The organism is Companilactobacillus jidongensis, from assembly GCF_003946575.1.
Lineage (GTDB): Bacteria > Bacillota > Bacilli > Lactobacillales > Lactobacillaceae > Companilactobacillus > Companilactobacillus jidongensis.
Genome location: NZ_RHOP01000004.1, coordinates 26,252 through 50,522 on the forward strand (window position 1 = coordinate 26,252; position 24,271 = coordinate 50,522).

Sequence of the window (24,271 nt, forward strand, 5' to 3'; positions counted from 1 at the left end):
AAAAAGGAGTGAAGGAAATGTTTAAAGATAAATATACAAGTTGGGACGCAACTTATGATGTTGCCGTATTAGGTTTCGGTGGTGCCGGTGCTACTGCTGCTCGATTTGCAGCAGATAATGGTGCCAAAGTATTGCTGGTCGATTCAGCTCCTGAGGGTCATGAAGGCGGTAATACTCGCTACGCTGGACAAGTTATTTCATCCGGTGACAGTCTTGACGACTTGAAAGAATACTATAAACAACTCGCTTATCCACTTTCATATGACGAGAAATTGATGAATACATATGTTGAGGGATTATATAAGATTCCTGAATTTCTAGAGAAATACCTTGGTGTTAAACCATTCATCATGGGCGAACACAAAGATTCTCCACTATATGCCGGCTTAAACTTTATGGCTCACGAATATCCTGAACTACCTGGTTCAAAGACTCACGAATTAGTTGCAGTTCATGAAGGAGTGGCAGATGCTGCCCTTTGGAAAAATTTGAGACAACAAGTTTTGGATCGTTCAGACCAAATCGATGTTTTGTATAACACACCTGCTGTCCATTTGATTCAAGATTCCAACAGCAAAAAAATTATTGGAGTTCAAATAAAACGTGATGGTAAGTTACTAGATATCAAAGCAAATCATGGTGTCATTCTGACAACTGGTGGATTTGAAAATAACTCTGAAATGGTCGAAACATACTTGGGTGAAACAAGCTTACACCCAATCGGTTCTCTCTATAATAAGGGTGCCGGTGTTTCAATGGCTGAGGATGTTGGAGCTAAGATGTATAACATGGCAAATTATGAATCTTATGGTATTTTCCATGGGCTAACACCTAAACCTGAAGAAGGACAACGTGCTTTATTCATGCCATTTGATTGGCCAGCATTCCATCAAGGTAGTGTCTTTGTTGTCGGAGACGACGGAACACGTTACTTTGATGAGAATGAAATCCACAGACACGGTCACATTCAAGATCATGGACAATGGAGAATCCCAAATGCTCAATTACATCCATATGTTGTCTTCGATCAGAAGAAATATGATGAATTATCAAGTGATGAGAATGCCCCATATCCTGAATTCTTGAAGATAGTTATTAAGGCTGATAATTTAAATGATCTAGCTAAGGCTATGAATGTTGATGCTGACAAAATTAAAGGTACGATCAATGACTTCAATCACTTTGCAAAAGAAAAACGTGACTATGCTTTCAATCGTGATTCAGAAACATTGACTGCCTTTGATGATGGTCCTTTATATGCCGTTCCATTAGCTCAAGGACTATTGAATACCGTTGGTGGTCCTGTTCATAATGCAAAGGCTGAAGTAGTTGATGCAGATGGAAAAGTCATCCCTAACTTATATGCTGCCGGTGAATTAGGCAGTATGATGGGACGTAAATATAATGGTGGTAGCAATCTTGCTGAAGACTTGATCATTGGTAAAATTGCTGGTGAAAATGCGGCTAAAGGCGTTACATCTGATTTAACCGGGTATGATGCTGAAACATCTGCTAGCCAACACGATGAACACAAAAGTAATGGTACATTAGGTTCAGATATTGCAGAAGATAATTTCGAAACTGGACCTAATCAATATTTGGGTAAATCAACCGCTGGCATGGGCAATGAAATAGTTGTTCGTGTAACTGTTGATGAAAATAATGATATTAAGAATGTTGAAATCCTGAAGCAGAGTGAGTCTGACGATTATGGTAAAAAAGCTGTTGAGCAATTGCCAAAAGATATCGTGGCTAAGAATTCTGTTGATGTGGATGCCATTTCTGGTGCATCTGCCTCTAGCCGTGCTATTAAGGAAGCCGTTAGTGATGCTTTGAAACATGCACAAACTGAGGTCAAAGAATAACTTATAATTTTAGGGGTCAGAAATTTTACAATTTCTGGCTCTTTTTGTTTGGAAAACGTAATTTATTGTATGCAGTATTTGCTACAATTATCTTAATATGGAGGAATTAATATGAAACTTCTACACACTGCTGACTGGCACATTGGACGTACACTGAATGGGTATTCATTATTGGACGAACAAAAGTATGCCTTCAAACAAATTTTACAGATTGCCAAAGACGAACAAGTCGACGGCGTTGTTATTGCTGGAGATATTTATGATCGTGCTATTCCAGGAACTGACGCTATTACTACCTTGAATGAAATGTTCAAATCATTAAACATTGATAACAAATTCCCTATCTTTGCTATCTCAGGAAATCATGACGGTGCCAAGCGTTTAAACTACGGTCGTGATTGGATGCAATTCAATAATTTCCACATTAATACTTTGCTTAAAGAAGCTTTCACACCGGTAGAGACTCAGGATACACAAATATTTATGTTACCGTTTTTCGATCCCATGGATGCTCGCGTTTATTATCAACAACAAGGCATGGCCGAAGAAAAGGTTAAAGATATTAAGACAATTGGGGATGCCATGCAATTAGTTCTAGCAGATATATACGCTGAATTTGATCCTAACAAGAAGCATCTGTTAATTACTCACTTCGCAGTCTCAGCTAGTGCTGATAAGGAAATTGACTTAACTAGTGAAACCACTTCTAAGGTCGGTGGACTGCAAACTCTAACGGCTTCACAATTCGATAAGTTTGATTACGTTATGTTAGGACACATTCACACAAAAAATGCTTCTCCTAGTCTCAATATCAGATATTCTGGTAGCCCTGTAAAATTCAATGTTAAAGAAGCCAAACCTGGATTAAAAAAGGGCGTCTACATTGTTGATACCAATGAAGAAGCTACTAAAACCGACTTCCGAGAAATATTACCCGGCACTGACCTAATTCCACTTGAAGAAACTTGGGAAACTTTATTAGATCCTGACTTTTATTCTAAGCAACCTGTGCGAAAAGACTGGTTCGCGATAACTATAAAAGATTTCGATCGTAGTCAACATACTTCAACTAATGTGCGTGCTCAATTACAAAATATTTATGGAACAGTTGTCGAACTCGATTACGATAATATTGCAAAAAAGTCAGACGAACAAAACACCTCAGAAAATATCAGCCAATTGAGCAATGAAGCAGTTGTCGGGCAATTTTTTGAATCCATTACTGGAGATCCATTATCAAAAACGCAAAAAGCATTAGTTGACGATATTTTTGTTGAATTAGAGAGAGGAGAATAGTTGTGAAACCTGTTTATCTAGAAATGAATTATTTTGGACCACATGAACATTCCATCATCGACTTCAGGCGCTTGGAAGAAGCCCCGATATTTTTAATTGGTGGTGATACTGGTGCTGGTAAATCCACAATTTTTGATGCGATGACCTTTGCCTTATTTGGCAGCACCACCAGTGACCGCAATGCCAAAGAAATGCGTAGTCAATTTGCTCCTGACGATAAGATCACTAGTGTTACTTTTTACTTTGAACAAGGGAATAATCTCTACAAAATAGTTCGCACGCCTGAACAAGAATTAGCTAAAAAAAATAAAGGAACTGGTACAACCAAGAAAAAAACTACCGCCACTTTGAGTATCGTTGACAAAGTTGGTGGTGTTGAAATTCAAAGTATCGCCAGCAAACCCATGGATGTCGGCAATGAAATAGCTGATATTCTTAATCTCTCAGCTGATCAATTCAAAAAAATCATCCTACTACCACAGAATGACTTCTCAGAATTCTTGAAGTCTCCTACTAACAATAAAGAGACTATTCTCAAAAAAATTTTTGGTACACAAATATTTAGTGACTTTACCAACAAACTAAAAGAAAACTACGATGCCGTCAAACAACAAAGTTCAGATTTCGAAACTGAGTTAAAAACTCAAATCAACTCAATGAATCTAAGTGATGAAGAATTAGAATCTCTAGGGCAAGTCGCTGACGATCAACAAGTTGCCTTACTCAAAGAATTCGTAGACAAGCGCAAGACCGCTATGGCGCAATCCCAAACTGCTTCTGATAAAAGTAAAAAAGCAATGGATACCGCTGATGAGAAACTACAAAAAGCTAATAGTATTGCGCAACAATTCGAACAACTAGCTGAACTAAAAAAATCTTATCAAGAAAATATTGTCGATAGAACTTCAGAAATAAACCACTACAAACAGCATATTTCAGAATTAGACTGGGCCAATGGATTCAAAGACACAATACGTGATTTAGATCGAACTAAACGCGAGCATGCACAGAGTTCTCACGATGAACAAACTCTGCAAGAGCAGTTAGAAACTGTTCAAATTCAATTTGATTCTGTTCAAAAGAAGCTAACTGATTTAACTGACAGATCTGATGAATTCGATGCCAAACATAAACGTCTAGATGTACTAGCTAATCTAATTCCTGCAGTAATCCGTTATGAAGAATTAATTAAGAATCTTGAAACAATCAGGCCACAAATCGCAGAATTGAATAAAAAGATCGACGAACAAACTGCTATCTCTGCTTCACTGACTGATGAAATCAAAACTAAACAAGCTAATTTGCTTTCTATTGAAAATCTACAAAAACAAAAAGATGCCGTCTCACATGAAAAAGAAACTTTAGTCGACATTCTTTCTCCTGTTAAAAACCAACAGGACAGTTTGAAAACAGAAATCACCGAATTCGAACGTAAAATTGTTAAATTAAATGATGAATATCAACAGAAGCAAGCTCACTTAGATGCGACTAAAAAAGATTATCAACAAAAAATCGGTACTAGACAATCACTGATGATTGCTCAATTACGACAAGAACTAGTCGCTGGCGAACCCTGCGCTGTCTGTGGTTCTACAGAACATCCCACAGCCACTTTGACTGTTAAAGCTGATGAAACTGAACTAAAGAAATCTATGGAAGAAGTTGATGAATCTCAAAAAGCTTATGCTGCTTCTGAAAACAGTTTAAAAATTGCTCGGGACAACTTAGATGAATTCAACAAAACACTAGCTGATAAAAAAACTGAATTAGCTGAAGTAACAAAACAACTGAATGATAAATATCAAAAGCTAGTAGACACCTCTGAGTTGAACTTTCCTGATAAATTTGAAATGAATGATGTTAAAAATATTTTTGATAAAAAAATTAATGACATCGAAAACAGCCTCACTAAGGCACGCAATTTAGCTAAAGAAATTCAGAATTTGACAGAACAACTAGATCATAATAATCAACAAATCACAAAAATTCAGTTAAATCTGACGGAAAACAAATCTAAACAAGCCACCTACTCTGCTGATTTGAAACAAGTAACTGCAGATATCGATACTGAAAATGAAAAAAATAGTTCCGATCTAAATGAAGAAAAAACTCAGTTGAATCAGGAAATTAGAGACTATGATAAGGAGTTAAAAGAATCTCAAGACAAAGTACATCAGAGTGAAATATCTTTAAAGACTGGTAAGACCCAACTTGCGGATATTGAAAAGCAAATTAAGAAGCAAGCTGCAGTAATGGAACAACTACAAGATAATCTAACAACAGCTCTCAATTCCGAAGATGCCAAAACCAATAATTACGATATTTTGAATAATTGGATCTCTGAACTGAATGCTGATAAATATACAAATATTCAGAAGAATATTTCTCAATACAACAAAGAAAAAGAAATGCTAGACGCCGATATCAAAAAAATATCTGTCTCATTAACTAACGTTAAAGTACCTGATCTTGAAATATTGAAACAAAACTTAGCTGAACAAAAAACCGCCAATAACATTGCTGTTACTAGAGCGGCTCAATTGAAATTGACTTTTGATAATACTGCTAAAATCTTTAAACGGATTCAAAAAATTGTTACTGATCAAAGTAGCTTCTCTAAAAAACTCACCGAAATAACTAGTCTATATAACGTTATCACCGGTAAGGATGGCAATGATGACAAACTAAAGCTAGAAACATATGTTGTTCAAAACTATCTGCGTAAAGTTCTAGATTATGCCAATTCCCACTTCATCAATCTATTATCAAACAATCGTTATACATTTGAATTATCTAGTCAAGGATCTGACAAACGTACTGATCATGGTTTAGATATTAACGTTTATGATAATGAAACTGGAGCGATGCGTTCATCCGACACCCTATCTGGTGGTGAAACCTTTATCGCTGCCTTGTCGATTGCCTTATCATTAAGTGAGGTCGTACAATCCTCTACCAATGGTGTACAGATCGATGCCCTATTCATTGATGAAGGCTTCGGTTCACTCGATCATGAGACCTTAAGTAAAGCTATGACAGCCCTAGAAACAATCGGAGAAAACCGTATGGTCGGTGTGATCAGTCACATTGAAACTATGAAGGCTACTATCGGCCAACAAGTTCTGATCAAGAAGGTCGGCGATGGTAGGAGTACAGTTGAAATTGTTACAAAATAGGATTTAATATAATTGAGGATTACAAAAATTCAGGGAGGGATTTTTATGAATCAACAAGCATGGGTTCCAATACCTGCTGTACTCTATTGGCTGTGGCTGATTCCAATATTCTTTGGAATCAGCTTTGGCGTAGCTTATCATCATGAAAAAAGGCGATTAAGCAATGGAATCTGGTTTAACTTATTCCTATATTCTTTTTTACCAGTAACCGCAATGACAATTCTGGGAACAGATAATCATCCACTTATTATTGTTAGTGTCGCAATATTTGTAATATTTCTACTATTTGTGGGTGTCGCGTTTGCCTTGCAGGCCTTGTTATTATTGTGGAATGCCTGGATTGTTTGGAAACGTGAGAGTCATTCGTTGGCAAATATGCTGACCCTGGTACTCGGAATTGCAATTTTGATTCTGCCGTTCTTTTCCGGATGGCTATCAACACATCTGCCAGCTCTTGCCGTAGAATACATTACTTTAACTGTTAACTTCATTCTATTTTACGTACTATTCTGGTTCTACAATTACCTGACTATGCTTGTGTTATACCAATTCAATCATCCCAAGTATAATCAAGATTACATCATCGTCCTTGGTGCCGGATTATTGAATGGAGACCAAGTTTCACCTCTATTGGGACAACGTATAGACCGGGGATTAACTTTCTACCGTAAGCAAATCAAGAAAACTGGTAAAATTGCCAAGATGATTTTTTCTGGTGGACAAGGTGGAGACGAAAAAATCCCTGAAGGTACCGCTATGTTAAGTTATGCCTTGAAACAGGGATTACCAAAAACTGACGGATTGGCTGAAGTAGAGTCTACAAATACTTATCAAAATATGATCTATTCTAAAAAAATAATTGATGAAGATAACGATAATAATGATTCCAAAGCAATCTTCGTAACCAATGGATATCACACCTTCCGTGCCGGGATGGTTGCCAAACAAGCTGGATTAAAGGCTGATGGAATTGGGGCTCACACTGCTAAGTTCTTCTTGCCTAATGCCATTATTCGTGAGTATATTGCAATATTCATGCGCAATAAATATTGGCATGCGGCTGCTATTGTGTTGATTGTTATTGGATCCGGTGTACTTACTTGGATCAGTTACAGATATGGTGGCAAATAATGAAGAGTAAAGTCATCGTCGTTAGTGGCGTAACTGCTGGTGGTAAAACAACATTGATCAATGCAATTAAAAAGCAATTAAACAATTGCTCGATAGTGTCATTTGATGATTACAGTATTGATGCACTACCATCAGCACCCGATATTTTTACACCCGTTAAAGAAACTGTAAATCAATATGATATTTCCGACCTGCTTGACGATTTGAAAGAAAAGCTAGATAAATTTGAATATATCTTAGTAGATTTTCCTTTTGCTAAAAGGCATAAGAATCTTAATCCTTATATTGACCTATCAATATATATCAACACTCCCTTGGATATTGCGCTAGCACGTGGCATTCTACGTGACTACTCTGATGGAGAAAATATATCGGCTGTGTTTGACTGGTTAAACATATATCTGGATAAAGCCCGCCCTGTGTTTGTGGATTTTCAAGATTATGTTATGAATAGTGCTGATTTGGTTATTGACGGCTCTTTGGAATTAGATAAGAAGTTGGAGATTGCTGAAAGTAAAATAAATGGTATTTAAAAAGAATTGTAGAAATCTATTAAATTGGATTCTACAATTCTTTTTTAATTTTCTTCAAAGTAATAATCATCAATAGAATACGTTCGAACTGGCGTAACATGCAATTGATATTTTTCAATCAATTCTGAAATACCTTGACCATCAATCAATGTAACAGTTTTACCTCCTTGTACCGCTTTTAATCTAGCTTGCAGTGTAAAAAAGCTCGTTGTTATAAAAATGCCATAGTCTACATTCATGCTAAGCATGACACCCTTAAATTTATCTATTTCTGGTTCTGAAACCGACCCATCCGTATATTTCTTACACTGTATGGCCACACGACTAGTCCTAAATTCATCAGATTTAAAATAACCATATCCATCTATTCCATGATCTCCGGACATCATTACTCCCTTTTTGTTATCAAAAATAACTCCCATTTTTGAAATCAAAAGTCTGGAAAAACTTTCAAATTTCTTAGGTGAAAATTGTTTAATTTGATCTAATATTTCTATTTTCCATGTATCCGAAGGATCATCAGAGGAATCATCAGTATTCAATTGGATTTTTTTTATTTTTTTGTCATTATCATTTTTTTCTTTTTCCAATTTTGATTTATTTCGTTTTGCTCTTAGCAAATCTTTTTCATCCCAGTAGTCTCTTATCTGTTGGGATTCTTTCTTATTTGGAAAGTTTGAATGATCGTTTGAACGGCCTTTCTCTGTTAAAACAATATCCTGTCCTCTTTTATATTCCTCTATATAACCCGTTACTACTAATTCTTTCAATCCAAAATTAAAGTCAAAGTCAAAAGGATGATATTTGTTACCATTTGAGGAAATTACTTCTCCAAATGCATCATCATATGAAATAGTATTATCATCCACTATTCCATTTTTTATTGCTTTTCTTGATGCGCTACCTCCTAGAATTTGTAAAGAATCCAAAATATATCTTCTCAACGGTTGTCTTTTATAATTAGCCATTTCATTTTCCCCTTAATGCTAAACATTAATTACATTATATATCTCTCAAACCTGCAATCCATCCCAAGATTTGTTACAATATTCAATACCAAAAGGAGGGCAATAAATGCAATCAATAGACAAAGCAAGAGCCACTGGTTTGGCTCGATTCACTTCTCTGGTGTACTTATACACTGGACTGGGTGTGGCTTTCTGGACTTTGGCAGCTAATGCTATTGCTAGAAACACTTCACTCTCATATACAATTATGAATATGATGAGTGGGCATGCTCTTATCTTTTCACTAGTAATAATCGCGGTCGCCTTTGCGTTCATAAATATGGCAAATCGCTTTGCGACAAGATCGTATGCTATGACGTTCGTCAGTTATGTTCTGTTCTTACTAACAATGTCAGTCTTCGGTGTTCCAGTATTCTACATTTACACAGCTCAAAGTATCGTTCAATCTCTTGCAGTAACATCAGTTATTTTCGTAGTAGCTGCCGGAATTGGTTTCTTCACTAAGAAGGACTTAACAAGTTGGAATAGAACTTTATTGATCGGATTAATTTCAATCATTGTTGTTTCATTTATCAACCTGGTTATCTTCCACAGTACTGTTGCGGCATTACTAGTTAACATTGCTGTTATCATTGTATTCTTGTTCTACATCGCCTTTGATTCACAAAATATCAAACGCATCTATGCCAATGCTCAAGATTCTGAAAACCTTGGTGCTATCGCATTAGTTGCCTCAATTAGTTTGGTAATGGATTTCATTAACATCTTCTTGAGTATTCTTTCTATCTTTGGCAATAGTAACTAGAATTTTGCTTTTAATTGAGGTTTGATTTAATACCTGTTAAAATGTGCTTGTAATAAAAAAGCGACAAACCCTTACAGTAGGTTTGCCGTTACAACTCCACCAAAGTGGTGGCAGGTGTTCAACTAAAGAATAAGCCTAGACCGCCAAGTCTTCGAGGCTTATTTTTTTAGCGTCTTTTTTAGTACCCTGTAAACCAACACTAGACGTATGACCGCAATCAACAGCTGCTCCACTGAAGTAACGATTACCCTTAGTACGCCCAGCATTACAAGTAACACTAGCAAAATATACATCGCTATTCCTTTCATTCAAAATATCCACCACAATATTCACTATCATAGCTTCTACCTCTCTTTCCAGAAGATAGCCACCACTCCGACAAGTTGTAATTACTAGTATGAATTAACAACATTGGAAAACAAAACAATAACCCTAAATATAACAATTTAAATAGAGCTCTAGAAATCCTATAATATAAAGATTTCTAGAGCTCTATTATTTTAATTAGAATATATAAAACATGGAAAGCTATTTAACAATTTCAGCAACTGCCGCATTAACAGCAGCCTTTTCAGCTTCAATCAATGCAACACGAGTTTCAACAACTTTGATATCCATAGTGATTTCACGGGTCATACCAGGTGTATTCAACTTAGGTTCAAAGAATGCTTTGAACTCTGCTAAACGTTCTGGTGTGTGGAAAATCATTGCTGTGACAGTGATGTAAGTAGTGAATTCCATATCTCCACCAACTGTATCATCAAGCCATTGCCAATCATTTCTAATCCAATCCCAAGCGGCTTGTTGTCCGTCATCATTTGCCAAGACACCACGATACCAAGCACGTAAATCTTGTGGCTTGATTGTTTCAGCATCTTCGAATTTACCAATCAATTTGACAATCAACTTAGCGTCAGGTGTGGCTGTCAAAGCGACACATAGGTCTTGTTTGTAACTAGCATCTGAAGATTTACGATATTCATTTAATAGATTATCGAACAAGTCTTCATTACCAAAATTCTTAACTTCATTACGCAGAACATAAGGACGAATGTCAGCTGACATACCAGCCAGATCACTTACATTAGCCGTAAATAATTCATGTGCTGACGCAATTGCATCAGCGTTCTTAGCATACAAAGCAGCATTCAAAACGTATGGACGAGTCAATTGATCGTCATTTGATTCGCCGTCTTTTGGAGTCCAGCCAAGTCTTGCGACTTCTTTGGCACTCAACTTGTCGAACAATACTTGTAGTTGTTTCTCTTCATCAGAACCAGGAGCTACAAACTTCTTCAAATCATTGGCAACACGGTACAGAGCAGCGTTGACAACTGTTGAATGACTGTCCGCAAATTTAGGCAACAATGGAACAATTGATGCATAAGAAATTTGTTTTCCTTCTGCCAACAAACGTAAGTCTTGCAAGACTTGAAGTTGTGAAATAGCATCTAATTCTTCATGATGATCCAAAATATCTTGTAACAAAGTATCATCATACTTAACGATAAAGTGTGAATTATTACCAACATTAACACGGAATGGTTTATCAGCTGCTTGACGTAATTCAGCATAATCACCCAGTGTAATAGCCTTGTCGCTCATGATTGTTGGCACAGCATCGTAGTTACCGTTTAGAGGAATTTGCCATTGACGGCCCTTATCTTCGCCAGCACCGATGAAAAATTGTTGCTGTGACAATGTTAATTTACCATCAACTACTGAGGCACTGACAACTGGATAACCTGGTTGTTGTAACCATGAATTCATGATTCCACCAATGTCCATCCCAGCTGCTTCACCAACGGCTGACCAAAGATCATTACCCTGGGCGTTACTGTATTGATGTGCAGCAAAGTAGTTCTTCAGGCCCTTGCGAAGAGCATCATCACCGACCAAAGCACGCATCATAACTAACATTCTGGCACCCTTAGCATAGACAATGGCACTATCGAATAATGCATCAATTTCAGCTGGATCTTCAACATCAACATGAACTGATTGAACCCCATCAGTAGCGTCACGTTGCAACGCCGCAGGAACATCGGAAGTTTGGAACATTTCCCAAACATGCCAGTCCGGTTCAATTGCATCAACTGAAACATATTCCATCATGTTGGCAAAACTCTCGTTCAACCATAAATCATCCCACCACTTCATAGTTACCAAGTCACCAAACCATTGGTGAGCCAGTTCATGAGTGATCACTGTAGCAACTAATTGCTTAGTATCAAGTGAAGTATTGTCTGGATCAAGCGTTAAGTAGGCTTCACGATAAGTTACTAGACCCCAGTTCTCCATCGCACCAGCTGAGAAATCAGGAAGTGCCAATTGCCATGAATGTGGTAGTGGATATGGTGTTTGATAGAAGTCTTCATAGAATTCAATGGCACGTTTAGCAATATCCAAAGCAAAGTCGAGTTCGTTAGCTTTGTGTGCTTTAGTAGCGAAGACGCCAACTTTTACGCCACTCTTAGTTGTTGTGATCTTGCTTTGAAGATCACCGAAGGCAAAGGCAATAAGGTATGTTGACATGCGAACAGTCGTGTCAAAGTAGTGCACACCATTTTCCTTACGAACTTCAGGCATATTTGCCAAAATTGTTTCGCCAGGTTGCTCATCGAACTTGATAGCCAAATCAAACTTAGCTTTGGCTTCTGGTTCATCAACACTTGGGAATGCTTGACGAGCAAAAGTTGTTTCGAATTGTGTGCCAATGATTTCTTTCTTAACACCAGCAACTTCATAATATGAAGGATAAATTCCCATCATCGAGTCTGTTAGAGGAGCTTTGTATGTCACTGCCAATGTTACTTCACCAGTTTTTAGCAAAGTAATATTGATAGCTTCTTTTTTATTATCAACTTCAAAAGGAACATCGTTACCGTCAGCTTGAACAGATTCAATTTCCATATTTTTTTGTTGAATAAAAATATCTTTCTGTTTAGCTTCACCGTCAATAACGGATTTTCCAGAAATTTGTTTAGTTCCACGATTGATATCTATAAAAATATCGTAATGTGTGGGTTTAAATGTATCATAAGCATGTGTAATTCCAGTCATAAGTCCCTCCGTAATTAAAAAATTATATTCCTTTTCATTATACGACTTTTATTAAATTTTCTCTCATATGATGAAAACATAAAAAAGGATTGATTTTCATCAATCCTTCAGTTTATTTAACTAATTTTCCAACAACAGGCAACTTCGGCAAAACTGACTTCTTGTGTGGAGCATGAGGAATTACTTCTGATAAATCTTGTCCAGCAACATTACCATGATGCTTGCCACCCTTCCATGGCTCAACGTCAGTCATATCATAGACAACACCGTCAATTGCCACGTAAGCCTTATTACCGTTTTGACCATCATACTGTTTCAATTCATCCAGTGTAAATTCTTTATCTGCCATAATCTCTCTCCCTCACCCAAATTATTTTATAAATACATTATGACATTTTAAATTAATTTTAAACAGACATTTGAATTCGTATAAGTTTACTTTACTTTTATAAAACTATACATTACAATAAATTTGTGAGGTGAGATAGATGAAAAAGGACTTCGGTGACAACATCTCGAACAAGGTTTACGAACATCGAGTACTAAAAAGACTGTCACAACAAGAATTAGCTGCCAAGGTTGGAGTTTCCAAACAGACAATTTTTGTCATGGAAAAAGGCAACTACGTCCCTACTCTGTTGTTGGCATTTAGAATCGCAGATTATTTCCAAGTACCATTGACTGAAATTTTTCAATATGAGGAAGGAAACAACAATGATATACACTGACATCTTTACTGGACTCCACCTTTGGGCTGGAGAGTCAATTGCCAATTGGAATCAATTAGTTGGCGGAAGTTTTGTCCTGTTCTTTATTAGTTTTGCGATTATTATGAGAGGATATTATCTCTTTAATGGCTGGAATATTTTTAATAGTGGTGACGAACGTACAAGCAGAATCATCGCTTGTGCCGCTGCTTTTATGTTTGTGGCCTTCATGTGGCAAATTTTCTTTTTACTCAAATACTCCATCGTTTTTCTCATTGGAGGAATATATTTAATGTGGCAACATCATAGAGATTTTAGTTAAAATAATCCAGACAAAATGAATATTCAAATTTCCTTCAAAAAATGTTTGCATTAAAGTCAACTTCAAGGTGTAAGTTATAGCATAGAAATACGAGAGGAAGACTTATAAATGAATAAAACATTTTCTTTTGACAACGACTTGAATATCAACCGTTTAGGTTACGGAACCATGCAACTACCTGGCAAGGGTGTCTGGGGACCATCTAGCGACCCTGAAAATGCCGCCAAAGTTATTACTACTGCTATCGATAATGGAGTAAGCTTCATTGATACCGCTGATGCTTATGGTCCTTTCTACGCAAACTTGTATGTTAGAGAAGCCTTGCGACAGCGACAAGATGCCAAGGTTATGGTTGCCACAAAAGTTGGTAACACTCGCCAAGGTCCTGATTTGTGGGCTCCAGTTGGTGCACCAGCTTATCTTCGTCAGCAAGTAGAATTAAATATGATGTCACTTGGACTAGATCACATTGACCTATTACAATTACACCGTGTTGATCCAAATTATACTTTGGAGGAACAAGTCGGTGAACTTGCTAAGATGCAACAAGAAGGCAAAATCAAGCACATCGGATTAAGCCAAGTTTCAGTTGATGAACTCAAAGCTGCCGAAAAAATTGCACCAATTGTGTCTGTTCAAAATCGTTATAACTTGATTGATCGTACAGATGAAGATGTTCTAAACTATGCCGAATCACAACACATGGCCTTCATCCCTTGGTTCCCGCTCGCAACTGGTGAACTTGCAAAAGGCCAAGAGTTGCAGACTATTGCTACGAAATATAATGCTCAACCCGCTCAAATCGCACTCGCATGGTTACTAAAACGCTCCGATGTAATCCTACCAATCCCTGGTACTAGTTCAACTGACCACGTTGTCCAAAACATCAAGGCACAAAATATTGAATTGAGCCAAGTAGACTTCGATACATTGGATAAACTTGGAAAATAATTTTTCTTGATTTATATCAAGTTCAAAATTGCTGTCACCTCCTATAATAAAAGCATCAAATGAAAAGAGGTTCCTACAATGACTGCAATTCAAGACTACTTAGATGAACGCCAAGAAAAATTAGAATTCTACACCAAAGCAATTACCAACGCTCATGGAAAGAATCACCCCGAAGTATTCAATGTCCGTGATGAATATGTAAAATTACAACTGGCACTCGAGTCCCAGGATAACTTGGATAGTAACTTTGCTGAATTACGTAAAACAACTAATAACTACGCTATTCCTAATGATGTCTGCCCAGTGTTTGAGGCAACCTACCACATGTTAGAAACAGCCGATGCCATCCATACACAAGTTTAGAATCTTAAATAAAGAGGACTAAAAATTCCAAATGGAATTTTTAGTCCTCTTTTAATTTAAATCACCAATACCTATGTGCTTAAAATTACTATACATTATAATCTTCACTGACAATAACAAGTGACTTAATAGCTTCACGTTTATCCATCGCATCATAACCTGCTTTAATGTCATCCAATGCAAACTTCTTAGTAAATACTTTTCCCGGATTTATTTTACCTTTTAACACTGCATCCAAAAGAATTTCCTTATCATAAGTAGTAACGGCTGCGATTCCGCCGCGTAATCCAATGTTCTTAAAGAATAAATTATTAGTATTCATTTCTGGTTTTTGTGGGATCCCGACACGGCCAACAACAGCACCTGGACGACCAACTTTGACCGCTGTATCAACTGATTGTTCTGTTCCAACACATTCAAGAACTGCATCAGCACCAACATTATTTGTCAAAGCCATAATGTGTTCAACTGCTTCATCCCCACGTTCAGGGACAATATCAGTGGCACCGAATTCTTTAGCCATCTTTTGACGGTCTTCGTGACGACTCATGGCAATAATTCGTTTGGCTCCACGCAACTTGGCCGCAATTACACCGCATAATCCAACTGCACCGTCACCCATAACAACAACTGTATCGCCAGCCTTAACCTCGGCTGTTCTAGCAGCATGATAACCTGTTGCCATAACATCGGCCAATGTTAATAGTGAATTGAGCATCGTTTCAGAGTAATCCCTAGGTTGACCCGGAATCTTGACCAAGGCCCAATTAGCGTTAGAAAATCTCAAATACTCAGCTTGATAGCCAGTATTACCTGCGGGCTCTTGATTCATACAGTCGCCATCGAATCCAGCCAAACATGCTGGACAGTGACCACAGCCACAGGTGAAAGGCACAATAACAAAATCACCCTTCTTGATGTCTGTAACGTCTGAACCGACTTCGTCCACAATACCTAATGCTTCGTGACCAACAATTGATCCAATGGGACGATCGGCGAGTCCACGATACCACCACAGGTCCGATCCACAAACACAAGCACGAATGATTTTGATTACCGCATCAGTTGGCTTTTGAAGTGTCGGTTTCGGTGCATCCTCAATTTCAACTCTACCTGGTCCTCTAAATACTGTTGCCTTCATACTACTTCCCCCAATTATTCTTTATTTGTAATCCATATCCAAGAATATCTTACAATTTAAAACGAATCGTTACCAATATTTGAGGGAAATAAATTTAATATGTGCTGGCTGTTTGGTTAGAAATCAGCCACTGACCATTTTGTTTAACAAAGTACATCTTCATTTGTAGAGGCCAAGTATTGACCCCACCACCCCAGATGCTAGCTCTGACTTGATTTTGTCCGATTAGACTGGCCTTGTCACCATCAATCTTAATATCTTTGATATTATCTTCCACTGAATCAAAGTATTTCATCTGTTCATTCTGAATCTGATCGATCCAATCCAGCTTCTTCTGAACATAGCCAGTCATGTGCGTTAATTCCATTGATGGCGTCAAAATTTCATTTAACTTGCTGATGTCCTTTGCGACCATAGCCCTATTTTCTGTTCGATATAATTCAACGATTTTTTCTTTATCAGTCATAATTTATCTCCTTGATTAACTTAGATAATACTATGCTGTTTGATATAGAGCTATTTGTAATTTTGTTGTTATTAATAAGTGTTACTTATGCAAAAAACTTTTCTTGAGTAATTCCGCAAACGATTCGATATAATAACCTGAATTATCAGCCTGCCAATAAGCATAATACTTCTGAATCATCTGTTGTTTACCATTGAACAAGTTGACTGTTCTAATAATCTCAGCATCAAGTTGATTCTGTGTACGATCATTTACGATCAGATAACCTTGATTGGAAGCCACCATAATCTGTGCTTCATCATAGTTTTTTGCCAAAACAAACTCACTCTTAACTCCTAATATCTCTCGATAATAAGACTCATCAACTTCACGCTGTTCTTTATCAGCGATTAGTACACATGGGATATCAGCTAACTCTGACACATCCATTTGTGTCCTTTCATCAGCGAAAGCTGAACGACTGACTGCCAACATGAACTTACTGTCAGTCAAAAATTCATTCACGTATTCATTTGAGAGTGCTCTGCGTTGATCCGCAAAATTAACATCCACCTGACCATTTTTTAGTAGCTCATATAACTGTTCATGATTACCACTAGTAATATTTATCTTCACTTGTGGAAATGATTTAGAAAATTGTGAAACTGTTTTTAAAAATTCCGTTGTACCAAAATTGCGCAAATATCCAACTTTTAATTCCACCTGTTCAGGTTTAACTATTTTGACGGTATTCTCGATCAACTGACTGACACTCTCCAAAATATCTTGACTGTGCGTATAAAAATATTGTCCAGCTTCAGTCACTTCGAAACTGCGACCTTTACGATTGAGTAATTGGATCCCCAATCTACTCTCCAACTCTTTCATTTGTTGCGAGATAGCGGATTGCGAAATATTACACTCCTCTGCTGCTTGAGTGAAACTGTGATTTTTTACGATTGATATAAAATATTGCATTTGTTGAAACATAATTAGCCTCGTAATGTTAGTTTCATCAATTATATCAAAAAAGAGTTAAGGGATTTTCTTCCCTAACTCTCATATTTTTTTATTTTTCACTAATAATCAATAATGACTTAATAGCTTCACGTTTATCCATTGCCTCATAGGCATCTTGAATTTGATCAAGATCAAATCTCTTAGTAAATACTTTTCCAGGATTAATTTCACCATTCAATACTGCATCTAACAAAATTTCCTTGTCATCTGTTGTGACTGAGGCAATCCCCCCACGTAATTCAATATTTTTCCAGAACAAATTATTAGTATTCATTTCGGCTTTTTGTGGGACACCGACACGGCCAACGACTGCACCCGGACGACCAACTTTGACCGCTGTATCAACTGATTGCTCTGTTCCGACACATTCCAGTACAGCATCAGCACCACTGCCAGTTAATTCCATAACTTTTGCGACTGCTTCGTCACCACGTTCAGCGATAATATCAGTTGCACCAAATTCCTTGGCTAACTTTTGTCTATCTTCATGGCGACTCATGGCAATGATCCGTTTGGCTCCAAGTAATTTAGCCGAAAGAACACCACTCAAGCCAACTGCACCGTCACCCATGACAACGACTGTATCTCCCTTTTTAACTTCCGCACTTTTGGCAGCGTGGAAGCCGGTAGCCATGACATCAGCTAGGGCCAAAAAGTTATTCAACATTTCATCTGAATAATCTTCAGGCTTGCCAGGAACCTTAACTAGGGCCCAGTTAGCATTGGTAAATCTCAAGTATTCACCTTGATAGCCACCATTACCACCGGCTTCTTGATTCAAACAATCACCATCAAAGCCTGCAAGACAGGCGGCGCAATGACCACATCCATGTGTGAATGGGGCAATGACAAAATCGCCCTCTTTGATATCAGTCACATCTGATCCAACTTCTTCAACCACACCGATCGCTTCATGACCAACTAATGAGTTGTGATCACGTTTGGAAATACCACGATACCACCATAGATCTGATCCACAAACACAAGCTCTAATGACACGAATAATCGCATCGGTTGGTTTCTCGATTGTTGGTTTTGGTGTTTCTGTAACTGTCATTTTACCTGGTTCGACGAATAAAGCTGCTTTCATAATTTGTATCTCCTTTTGATTTTTGATTACTGAACCTAGCTCTTAACTAAGATTCATATTCAAAATTTTTCCGACTCTTCCACTGTCTAATTTCTAACTTCTGAAACATTGCCATACCAATACTGTGCAGTAATTCCACCATCAGCGAGGAAGTCACTTCCGGTAATAAAAGCACTGCGACGATCCATTAATAATTCTGCCAAACTCGCAATTTCATCTGGTGTCCCTGGACGTTTGGTTACCATCGACTCGAACATCTTCTTATAACCAGCACCACGTGGACCGTTCAATTCATCTAGGGCAAGTGGTGTCATAACGATACCAGGGCTGATGGCGTTGATTCTGGCACCACGAGCTTGCCACTTGACTGATTCCGCCGCCACACGTAAGACATTGGTTCGTTTCGCATATTGATATGCGGCTAGAGAATCTGTGATAACATCTGCTTGTAGAATTGGTAGACTCAACAATTCTTCAGTCGGCGTCATTGCCAAAGCCTTGTTATCTTCAATTGATAATCCCGGTAAACGATGTCCTGATTGAGAAGAAATAACAATTCCCGCTCCATCTGGTGCCATGACCTTTCCGAATTCTTCTAATAAAACTGAAGTTCCATACAGATCAACTTTCAAAACTTCTTCGGCACTGGCTTGTGATGGCGAAACACCAGCAGCGTTGACCAGCCCCATAATATCACCAAGTGATTGTGCTTTGGAGACTACTTCTTTGATTGAATCTCTTGAAGAAAGATTCGCCTTGATAGTTTCCACTGAAAACCCTGCTTCTTGTAATTCTTTTTTCATCATTGCTAATTTATCTTCACTGTAATCAGCCAATAATAATTTACGACCGGCTGAAACTCTTCTAACAATTGCTTCACCGATAGCACCGGCACCAAATAATACGATAACTTCATTGTTCATTATGTATATATCCTCCATTTGTTAACTTTCGAGGTTTATATTACAAGGTGGTGAAGTTTTTACCAATTCCGATTATTGGGTCAATTGATAAGTTAAACTTATCATTCATTTTTACTCAAAATATACTATGATATACATGTAAACAAAAGGAGTGTTATTGTCATGGAAACATTGAATATGATCAATTCACGTAAAGCTGTTCGTGAATACTCAGGTCAAATAACTGATGAACAATTGAACAAAATTCTCATTGCCGCCAACGCTGGTCCTGTTGGTATGGGTAATTATGATGATTACCGTTTAACTGTCATTCAAAATCCAAATGTGCTATCAAAATTAAACAACATTTATGATGCACCAACTGTTGTTGTAGTTTCAGCCAAGAACCCTAGCCGCATGGAATATATTTCATCCGGTGCCATCGTCCACAATATGGAACTTGCTGCCGAAGATTTAGGAATCGGTGCTAACTACAATATGGCCTGCATTGCTTCAATTCCTGAAGGTACAGTTCCAGAATTCTTCAATCCAGTTTTTGCCATTACATTAGGACAAACTAGCGAGAAGTTTGTGGATCGTAAGATTTCTCTGGAGAAAATCAAGACTAATATCGTTAAATAAAAAATAAGTGGGGATTTGTCGATGTATGAAGTCAAAGTCGTAAAATACAAAGATTCATTAGCATTCAAATTACCAAAAAATATAGATATAAATAAAAACGATACATGGATACTAGCAAAAATGTCTAATGGATACTGTTTGGTTCCCAAAATTAACAATCCCTATAAAGGTGCTAAACCAGGATCAATGTATGTACCCGAAGAATGGTAAAAAAATAAGCTAGAACAAATTTTTAAAATCTGTTCTAACTTATTTTTTTAATCATTTTCTTCCAACCACTCATTCAATCGTTTCATGTAAGCATCCGTCTCATCAATAAAAGCCATGTGCCGGCTGTTCGCAAACAAAATCCATTTTGCATTAGGCAATTGATCATACATGGTTTTGGCAATCAACGGCGTACACAAATCATCCGTTCCACTAGTTACCAATGTTGGTGTATCAACGTTCTTTAATCTATTCGTATAATCATAATTTTTCAAATTACCAGTTGGATAATACTCGTTTGGTCCCCAGGCAGTTTCATAAGCTGAATCTCCAAAAATCTTGTCACGGCGTAAAAATTCAGGTGACTCATCCGTAACTGGTCCAGAAGCGTGTTGTTCCATAAAATGGTCATTAGCAACTAAGTAGTCTGGAGCCGTAAAATCATTAGTAGCTTCAGCCTGCACAATTGCCTTCTGATCTTCTGACGACATAAACTTGATCATCCGATGCTGTTCCTGCGCCCAAAGTTGTGATGATGACAAAGTACTGGCAAGGATCATGCTCTTAACACCGCTAGGATTATAGTCACACATATAGATAATCTCCAACATCCCACCCCAAGATTGACCAAGTAAATGAACTTGTTGTAATCCTAAATATTCACGCAATGTCTGTAATTCATCGACCCACGTAGCCGCAGTGTATAATCCATTATCTTCGGGTATATCTGACTTACCACAACCAAGTTGATCATACATAACAATGGGACGTCCAGTCCTTTCAGTTAATTGATCAAACACCTCAAAGTAATTGTGAGTCGAACCCGGCCCGCCATGCAGTAATAATAATGGTGTCTTACCTGAATTCAAATCACCAGTCACTCGGTAGTAAGTTTTGTATTCGTGAAATGGCATGTATCCATCTGTAATTTTCAATTAAACGTCCTCCTATGAAAACAATTATTGACTTTTTAAAAAAGCTAATCAATCAAAAAACAATTACAAAATTGAAATTTGTAATTGTTTTTTGATTATATATAACAAATCTTAACTCCAGCCAGTGAAGAGTACCCATGCAACGTAACGGTCGGACTATCTTCAGTAACAACCGGCGTACCTTCTTCAGTAATACCACTCATACTATTATTATCAATTTGCTTAACAATATTCCAGTCTCTAGGAACATATAACTCAACACCACCAAGTGATACGTCGACATTAATTGTTGCCGTATCTTGAACTGTCACATTTTCAAAATAAACCTTGACGTTACCCATCGTAACATCGATATTAGCTTGCCTAAAATCCTGTGACGTTACATATCTAACACTACTACCCATCTTGACGCTGACATTAATATCCGACTCATCGACTGTCTCAACGTCAACGTTGTGATCATATCTTCTTTGTTGATGCCAATTATAACTACCATGATGATTATATCTCATCCAAGGATGATGCTTGATCAAGAACGGACGAAGGATCAATGACAAACCAATTGAGATCAAAATTGCGGCCCCAATAACCGTCCAAGGAACTATTGCCGTGATGTGCAATGGTTTGGCATACAGTATTGCCAAGAATGCCAGTGAGAACACCGTTCCCGGTACCATAAAATACACCAAGCTCTTAATTAAAATCGCCACAAGAAAAATCGTTGCCACCACTGTCCAAAAACTAAATGTGTAAGTGATCAAATGTAATTGACTGACTACTAAGATCCCCGCACTCAGCAACAAGAACAAACCCCAGAATATTCCATTCCTATTTTTCATCTTCAAAACTCCTTTTTATCTAATCTATTTTTCAATTCCTTCAAGAATCGTCTTGAAACATATAGCGTCTTATAGGTATTTTTGAATTGAACCAAGTTACCAGTCACTGACCTAGTCAGTGAACTTATTTCATCCAAGTTCAAGATCGACGACTTCGATATTCGCAAAAAATTATCCGGTAATTTCTCTTCCAACTCATAGAGACGATGGTGAATCAAAAAGGCATTGTTAGTTGTGTGGGCATAAACATTTCGATCATTAGTTTCGAAGAACAAAATATTCTTGAGTTCCAACGAATAAACCGTCTCACCAACGTAACCGTTGAGCTGACTGAATTCATTTTGTAACTTTTTGATTTGTTTAACTAAATTTTTTAATTCGTCATCATCCGATGGAGATTTTATAACAATCTCTTTTTCCGGATAATCCGAAGATACGTCCACTCTTATTTTCATCCCCAACAACCCTTTCGTTAGATTCATTACACCACATCAAAGTTACCATGTATAGATATTATGACTGAGTGGTTATTTTTGATGTTTAAGTGGTAAGTATTGTCAATACGGCATAATATGTCGTATTGAAATTTTATAATAGTCTCATCAAACAAGAGGAGCGAATAAAATGGCAGGAGAAATAAACCTCGATATCGAAAAGTACTTAGACGAAAAACGCTGGGCTGTTAACATGTTGATCTACAACTACAGTGAACCAACCAGAATTTCTGATGATACGTCAGTCACTTTGTTATCAGATGAAAGACGACGTTTAACCAAACGTGAAGCTCGATTCCAACTGTTTAATGAATATGGTGAATTATATATTGATGGCGCTGATCTAGATGATTTCAGATCTCAGTTCTTCAAGCGACTGGCCGAAAAAAAATCTAAAATCCTACCGCAAGGCACGCCTAACTTACGAATTGTTATTGATCTAATTAACGAGATCGATAAGATGGGACTGCGAGTCGTTGGATCACATCAGGAACTCGATGAATCATGGGATTGTGTCTACGATAACGTAATTCCTGATTTAAAAAATCATGATCTTTCGTTCAAAAAAGAACCTGTGCCCAAAAAATTCGCTTGGGACCATGTTTTTTATGATGTTGTTGATTCTGATGATAACCTCGTTCTCAAACAAATTCCTGAAAAAATGCTTGGTGCAGCATTACTGAGTCTAGTACTGAAAATAAAACCTTACAATATCAAACAAATATTACTATTTCCAAAAATATCTAGTGATATTGCCGCTAACGCCGACACACGTCTGAGATTAGAAAATCACTATTGTTCTGGCTTCAGAGTGGTTAGGTCTATCTCCGACATCAAATTGCTCCCAAATATTCCTATTAAAAAAAGCGACAATTACTTAATAAAGAAGTTTCAATTCGTAAATTCTAAGAATGACCTCGAGTATGGTGGTCCATTTGTGGAAGGCGATGCTCGTGATGCTCTCATACAAGTCTCCTATGACCTTCCTGATGCAAGTAAAGATGATTCCAAAAAACTATCTGACTGGATCGTCAAAACCGCTGACAAAGCTCACGTCTATATTCAACGAAGCGAAAGGCGACAAGACAACAGCTATCTCGTCGAACATTTCATCATCAAGGACAATACCATCGATGACCTGATTGGCAACACACAAATAGCTGATCCGGAATACAATCACGAGACTGTCTTCGAAGTCTTCGATAGCTCAACTGAAGAATCAATGCGTTATGATCTTTCATTCGGTGAACTAGTGACTTACCTATTATCACTACTAATAAAAGAATCTTAAATTATTAATCTAAAATAGCTAAAACGACATATTATGTCGTATCAAAATAATAAAATAGCTTTATCAAATAAGGGAGAGATTAAAT

25 protein-coding genes are annotated in these 24,271 nt (G+C 37.3%); 13 read left to right on the forward strand and 12 right to left on the reverse strand.

The window, feature by feature from the left end:
• Positions 1 to 17: 17 nt before the first annotated feature.
• The 5 genes from EKM68_RS02640 (at position 18) to EKM68_RS02660 (ending at position 8,001) form a co-directional block, all read left to right on the forward strand.
• Entirely contained in the window at positions 18 to 1,865 is a 1,848-nt protein-coding gene (locus EKM68_RS02640) for an FAD-binding protein (protein WP_125588112.1), read from the forward strand.
• 111 nt (positions 1,866 to 1,976) lie between these two features.
• The gene (locus EKM68_RS02645) at positions 1,977 to 3,161 is read left to right on the forward strand and encodes an exonuclease SbcCD subunit D (RefSeq protein ID WP_125588113.1); all 1,185 of its coding nucleotides are present in this window, start codon (positions 1,977 to 1,979) and stop codon (positions 3,159 to 3,161) included.
• Between the two features lie 2 nt (positions 3,162 to 3,163).
• Positions 3,164 to 6,337, forward strand: coding sequence for an AAA family ATPase (locus tag EKM68_RS02650; protein ID WP_125588114.1), 3,174 nt, complete (start codon positions 3,164 to 3,166; stop codon positions 6,335 to 6,337).
• A gap of 45 nt (positions 6,338 to 6,382) precedes the next feature.
• Positions 6,383 to 7,468: a YdcF family protein gene (locus EKM68_RS02655; RefSeq protein ID WP_125588115.1), complete on the forward strand. Its 1,086-nt coding sequence runs from the start codon at positions 6,383 to 6,385 to the stop codon at positions 7,466 to 7,468.
• The gene (locus tag EKM68_RS02660; protein WP_191987367.1) at positions 7,468 to 8,001 is read left to right on the forward strand and encodes a nucleoside/nucleotide kinase family protein; all 534 of its coding nucleotides are present in this window, start codon (positions 7,468 to 7,470) and stop codon (positions 7,999 to 8,001) included. The genes EKM68_RS02655 and EKM68_RS02660 overlap by 1 nt, the downstream gene beginning before the upstream one ends.
• Positions 8,002 to 8,045: 44 nt before the next feature.
• Here the strand turns inward: EKM68_RS02660 and EKM68_RS02665 are convergent, their stop codons facing one another.
• On the reverse strand, positions 8,046 to 8,969 hold the full coding sequence (locus EKM68_RS02665) for a restriction endonuclease (protein WP_125588116.1): 924 nt from the start codon (positions 8,967 to 8,969) through the stop codon (positions 8,046 to 8,048).
• Positions 8,970 to 9,075: 106 nt separating this feature from the next.
• Between EKM68_RS02665 and EKM68_RS02670 the strand changes: the two genes are divergently transcribed.
• Positions 9,076 to 9,774: a Bax inhibitor-1/YccA family protein gene (locus tag EKM68_RS02670; protein ID WP_125588117.1), complete on the forward strand. Its 699-nt coding sequence runs from the start codon at positions 9,076 to 9,078 to the stop codon at positions 9,772 to 9,774.
• A gap of 135 nt (positions 9,775 to 9,909) precedes the next feature.
• Here the strand turns inward: EKM68_RS02670 and EKM68_RS02675 are convergent, their stop codons facing one another.
• From EKM68_RS02675 to EKM68_RS02685, 3 genes are all read right to left on the reverse strand, one after another.
• Complete coding sequence (locus tag EKM68_RS02675) at positions 9,910 to 10,113, reverse strand: hypothetical protein (protein ID WP_125588118.1); 204 nt, start codon at positions 10,111 to 10,113, stop codon at positions 9,910 to 9,912.
• A gap of 189 nt (positions 10,114 to 10,302) precedes the next feature.
• Positions 10,303 to 12,837 carry a M1 family metallopeptidase gene (locus EKM68_RS02680; protein ID WP_125588119.1) on the reverse strand — a complete coding sequence of 845 codons (2,535 nt, stop codon included), beginning with the start codon at positions 12,835 to 12,837 and terminating at the stop codon, positions 10,303 to 10,305.
• A 112-nt stretch (positions 12,838 to 12,949) separates the two neighbouring features.
• On the reverse strand, positions 12,950 to 13,186 hold the full coding sequence (locus EKM68_RS02685) for a cytochrome b5 domain-containing protein (RefSeq protein ID WP_125588120.1): 237 nt from the start codon (positions 13,184 to 13,186) through the stop codon (positions 12,950 to 12,952).
• A 139-nt stretch (positions 13,187 to 13,325) separates the two neighbouring features.
• On the opposite strand from EKM68_RS02685, the gene EKM68_RS02690 reads away from it, so the two are divergent.
• From EKM68_RS02690 to EKM68_RS02705, 4 genes are all read left to right on the forward strand, one after another.
• Positions 13,326 to 13,565, forward strand: coding sequence for a helix-turn-helix transcriptional regulator (locus EKM68_RS02690; protein ID WP_125588121.1), 240 nt, complete (start codon positions 13,326 to 13,328; stop codon positions 13,563 to 13,565).
• Complete coding sequence (locus tag EKM68_RS02695; protein ID WP_164509336.1) at positions 13,552 to 13,866, forward strand: DUF2178 domain-containing protein; 315 nt, start codon at positions 13,552 to 13,554, stop codon at positions 13,864 to 13,866. The genes EKM68_RS02690 and EKM68_RS02695 overlap by 14 nt, the downstream gene beginning before the upstream one ends.
• A gap of 108 nt (positions 13,867 to 13,974) precedes the next feature.
• Complete coding sequence (locus EKM68_RS02700) at positions 13,975 to 14,817, forward strand: aldo/keto reductase (protein WP_125588123.1); 843 nt, start codon at positions 13,975 to 13,977, stop codon at positions 14,815 to 14,817.
• 78 nt (positions 14,818 to 14,895) lie between these two features.
• Complete coding sequence (locus EKM68_RS02705; protein WP_125588124.1) at positions 14,896 to 15,180, forward strand: iron-sulfur cluster repair di-iron protein, ric; 285 nt, start codon at positions 14,896 to 14,898, stop codon at positions 15,178 to 15,180.
• An 88-nt stretch (positions 15,181 to 15,268) separates the two neighbouring features.
• Here the strand turns inward: EKM68_RS02705 and EKM68_RS02710 are convergent, their stop codons facing one another.
• From EKM68_RS02710 to EKM68_RS02730, 5 genes are all read right to left on the reverse strand, one after another.
• Entirely contained in the window at positions 15,269 to 16,321 is a 1,053-nt protein-coding gene (locus tag EKM68_RS02710) for a zinc-dependent alcohol dehydrogenase family protein (RefSeq protein WP_125588125.1), read from the reverse strand.
• A 94-nt stretch (positions 16,322 to 16,415) separates the two neighbouring features.
• Positions 16,416 to 16,787 carry a nuclear transport factor 2 family protein gene (locus EKM68_RS02715; protein ID WP_125588126.1) on the reverse strand — a complete coding sequence of 124 codons (372 nt, stop codon included), beginning with the start codon at positions 16,785 to 16,787 and terminating at the stop codon, positions 16,416 to 16,418.
• Positions 16,788 to 16,868: 81 nt separating this feature from the next.
• Positions 16,869 to 17,756 carry a LysR family transcriptional regulator gene (locus tag EKM68_RS02720; RefSeq protein ID WP_125588127.1) on the reverse strand — a complete coding sequence of 296 codons (888 nt, stop codon included), beginning with the start codon at positions 17,754 to 17,756 and terminating at the stop codon, positions 16,869 to 16,871.
• Between the two features lie 79 nt (positions 17,757 to 17,835).
• A complete protein-coding gene (locus EKM68_RS02725; RefSeq protein ID WP_125588128.1) occupies positions 17,836 to 18,876 on the reverse strand; it encodes a zinc-dependent alcohol dehydrogenase family protein in 1,041 nt (346 codons plus the stop codon).
• Between the two features lie 86 nt (positions 18,877 to 18,962).
• A complete protein-coding gene (locus EKM68_RS02730) occupies positions 18,963 to 19,799 on the reverse strand; it encodes an SDR family oxidoreductase (protein WP_125588129.1) in 837 nt (278 codons plus the stop codon).
• 162 nt (positions 19,800 to 19,961) lie between these two features.
• Here EKM68_RS02730 and EKM68_RS02735 point away from each other — a divergent pair, with 162 nt between their 5' ends.
• Together EKM68_RS02735 and EKM68_RS13660 are read left to right on the forward strand one after the other, a co-directional pair.
• The gene (locus tag EKM68_RS02735; RefSeq protein ID WP_125588130.1) at positions 19,962 to 20,420 is read left to right on the forward strand and encodes a nitroreductase family protein; all 459 of its coding nucleotides are present in this window, start codon (positions 19,962 to 19,964) and stop codon (positions 20,418 to 20,420) included.
• Between the two features lie 21 nt (positions 20,421 to 20,441).
• Positions 20,442 to 20,630 (forward strand): transcription elongation factor GreAB, encoded by a 189-nt coding sequence (locus EKM68_RS13660; RefSeq protein WP_225422949.1) that lies wholly within the window; start codon positions 20,442 to 20,444, stop codon positions 20,628 to 20,630.
• A 47-nt stretch (positions 20,631 to 20,677) separates the two neighbouring features.
• On the opposite strand, the gene pepI is transcribed toward EKM68_RS13660, so the two are convergent.
• The 3 genes from pepI to EKM68_RS02755 all read right to left on the reverse strand — a co-directional run bounded on the left by pepI (position 20,678) and on the right by EKM68_RS02755 (position 22,856).
• Entirely contained in the window at positions 20,678 to 21,562 is an 885-nt protein-coding gene (gene pepI, locus EKM68_RS02745; protein ID WP_125588131.1) for a proline iminopeptidase, read from the reverse strand.
• Positions 21,563 to 21,657: 95 nt separating this feature from the next.
• Entirely contained in the window at positions 21,658 to 22,401 is a 744-nt protein-coding gene (locus EKM68_RS02750) for a LiaF transmembrane domain-containing protein (RefSeq protein WP_125588132.1), read from the reverse strand.
• Positions 22,402 to 22,403: 2 nt separating this feature from the next.
• Positions 22,404 to 22,856: a LytTR family DNA-binding domain-containing protein gene (locus EKM68_RS02755; protein ID WP_164509337.1), complete on the reverse strand. Its 453-nt coding sequence runs from the start codon at positions 22,854 to 22,856 to the stop codon at positions 22,404 to 22,406.
• Positions 22,857 to 23,025: 169 nt separating this feature from the next.
• Between EKM68_RS02755 and EKM68_RS02760 the strand changes: the two genes are divergently transcribed.
• Complete coding sequence (locus tag EKM68_RS02760; RefSeq protein WP_125588134.1) at positions 23,026 to 24,186, forward strand: hypothetical protein; 1,161 nt, start codon at positions 23,026 to 23,028, stop codon at positions 24,184 to 24,186.
• The last annotated feature ends 85 nt before the right edge of the window (positions 24,187 to 24,271 follow it).

What these genes read in the sequence shown, in the direction of transcription:
- EKM68_RS02730 (WP_125588129.1), bottom strand. Translation starts at nt 19,799, where the DNA reads ATGAACAATGAAGTTATCGTATTATTTGGTGCCGGTGCTATCGGTGAA.
- EKM68_RS02640 (WP_125588112.1), top strand. Translation starts at nt 18, where the DNA reads ATGTTTAAAGATAAATATACAAGTTGGGACGCAACTTATGATGTTGCC.
- EKM68_RS02750 (WP_125588132.1), bottom strand. Translation starts at nt 22,401, where the DNA reads ATGAAAAATAGGAATGGAATATTCTGGGGTTTGTTCTTGTTGCTGAGT.
- EKM68_RS02680 (WP_125588119.1), bottom strand. Translation starts at nt 12,837, where the DNA reads ATGACTGGAATTACACATGCTTATGATACATTTAAACCCACACATTAC.
- EKM68_RS02695 (WP_164509336.1), top strand. Translation starts at nt 13,552, where the DNA reads ATGATATACACTGACATCTTTACTGGACTCCACCTTTGGGCTGGAGAG.
- EKM68_RS02705 (WP_125588124.1), top strand. Translation starts at nt 14,896, where the DNA reads ATGACTGCAATTCAAGACTACTTAGATGAACGCCAAGAAAAATTAGAA.
- EKM68_RS02670 (WP_125588117.1), top strand. Translation starts at nt 9,076, where the DNA reads ATGCAATCAATAGACAAAGCAAGAGCCACTGGTTTGGCTCGATTCACT.
- EKM68_RS02685 (WP_125588120.1), bottom strand. Translation starts at nt 13,186, where the DNA reads ATGGCAGATAAAGAATTTACACTGGATGAATTGAAACAGTATGATGGT.
- EKM68_RS02660 (WP_191987367.1), top strand. Translation starts at nt 7,468, where the DNA reads ATGAAGAGTAAAGTCATCGTCGTTAGTGGCGTAACTGCTGGTGGTAAA.
- EKM68_RS02700 (WP_125588123.1), top strand. Translation starts at nt 13,975, where the DNA reads ATGAATAAAACATTTTCTTTTGACAACGACTTGAATATCAACCGTTTA.
- EKM68_RS02760 (WP_125588134.1), top strand. Translation starts at nt 23,026, where the DNA reads ATGGCAGGAGAAATAAACCTCGATATCGAAAAGTACTTAGACGAAAAA.
- EKM68_RS02675 (WP_125588118.1), bottom strand. Translation starts at nt 10,113, where the DNA reads ATGATAGTGAATATTGTGGTGGATATTTTGAATGAAAGGAATAGCGAT.
- EKM68_RS02720 (WP_125588127.1), bottom strand. Translation starts at nt 17,756, where the DNA reads ATGTTTCAACAAATGCAATATTTTATATCAATCGTAAAAAATCACAGT.
- EKM68_RS02645 (WP_125588113.1), top strand. Translation starts at nt 1,977, where the DNA reads ATGAAACTTCTACACACTGCTGACTGGCACATTGGACGTACACTGAAT.
- EKM68_RS02655 (WP_125588115.1), top strand. Translation starts at nt 6,383, where the DNA reads ATGAATCAACAAGCATGGGTTCCAATACCTGCTGTACTCTATTGGCTG.
- EKM68_RS02690 (WP_125588121.1), top strand. Translation starts at nt 13,326, where the DNA reads ATGAAAAAGGACTTCGGTGACAACATCTCGAACAAGGTTTACGAACAT.
- EKM68_RS02710 (WP_125588125.1), bottom strand. Translation starts at nt 16,321, where the DNA reads ATGAAGGCAACAGTATTTAGAGGACCAGGTAGAGTTGAAATTGAGGAT.
- EKM68_RS13660 (WP_225422949.1), top strand. Translation starts at nt 20,442, where the DNA reads ATGTATGAAGTCAAAGTCGTAAAATACAAAGATTCATTAGCATTCAAA.
- EKM68_RS02715 (WP_125588126.1), bottom strand. Translation starts at nt 16,787, where the DNA reads ATGACTGATAAAGAAAAAATCGTTGAATTATATCGAACAGAAAATAGG.
- EKM68_RS02725 (WP_125588128.1), bottom strand. Translation starts at nt 18,876, where the DNA reads ATGAAAGCAGCTTTATTCGTCGAACCAGGTAAAATGACAGTTACAGAA.
- EKM68_RS02735 (WP_125588130.1), top strand. Translation starts at nt 19,962, where the DNA reads ATGGAAACATTGAATATGATCAATTCACGTAAAGCTGTTCGTGAATAC.
- EKM68_RS02665 (WP_125588116.1), bottom strand. Translation starts at nt 8,969, where the DNA reads ATGGCTAATTATAAAAGACAACCGTTGAGAAGATATATTTTGGATTCT.
- EKM68_RS02755 (WP_164509337.1), bottom strand. Translation starts at nt 22,856, where the DNA reads ATGAAAATAAGAGTGGACGTATCTTCGGATTATCCGGAAAAAGAGATT.